We start from the raw sequence: 907 nt of genomic DNA, 5'->3' as shown, positions 1-907 counted from the left end.
CCGGAAGGTCGATGACCTCGTCAAAGCGCTCGGCGCTGACACTGGCATCTCGAAGTCCGAGGTGTCCCGCATCTGCCAAGGGCTCGACGCCGAGGTCGCATCGTTCCGCGACCGCTCGCTGTCTGACATCGCCTACCCCTACGTGTTCCTCGACGCGACCTACTGCAAGGTCCGCATCGACCACCGTGTCGTGTCCCAGGCGGTCGTCGTCGCGATCGGCGTCGCCGCTGACGGGCGGCGGGTCGTGCTGGGCTTCGATGTCGGAGACAGCGAGACCGAGGAGTTCTGGAAGCAGTTCCTGCGCTCGTTGAAGACACGAGGTCTGGGCGGGGTGAAGCTGGTGATCTCCGACGCCCACGCCGGACTGAAGAAGGCCGCAGCGACCGTGTTGCAGGGCGCCGCCTGGCAGCGCTGCCGCGTCCACTTCATGCGCAACGTCCTGACCGCCCTCCCGAAGGGCCGGCAGGAGATGGTCGCCAGCGTGATCCGCACGATCTTCGCCCAACCCGACGCCGAGCACATCGATGCCCAGTTCGACGAAGTCGTGCGCATGATCGAGCGCGTCCACCCCAAGACCGCCGTGATGCTCACCGACGCCCGTGACGACATCCTCGCGTTCAAAGCGTTCCCCGCCCGGCATTGGCGACAGATCTGGTCCACGAACCCGCTGGAACGCCTCAATCGGGAGATCAAGCGCCGCACCGACGTCGTTGGCGTGTTCCCGAACAACGCCGCCCTGCTCCGCCTGGCCGGCTCCGTCCTCGTCGAGCAACACGACGAATGGGAAGCCGCCGACCGCCGCTACTTCTCCGAAGCCTCCATGACCGAGCTCACCGCGACCACCCCCACCATCGACGAGGCGGTGATACTCCCCGAGATCACCGCCGCCTAAACTAACGACAGCTGA

At 66.2% G+C, this 907-nt stretch carries 1 protein-coding gene; it reads left to right on the top strand.

Going from position 1 to position 907, the window contains the following annotated elements; all coding sequences use genetic code 11:
• On the top strand, positions 1-892 hold an 892-nt coding region (locus ACWKWX_RS32620), incomplete at its 5' end, for an IS256 family transposase (protein ID WP_483829928.1).
• Between the last annotated feature and the right edge of the window lie 15 nt (positions 893-907).

Source organism: Pseudomonas imperatae (assembly GCF_057128625.1).
The sequence above is the reverse complement of the archived record's forward strand: the minus strand, read 5'-3'. Positions and strand labels throughout refer to the sequence as shown.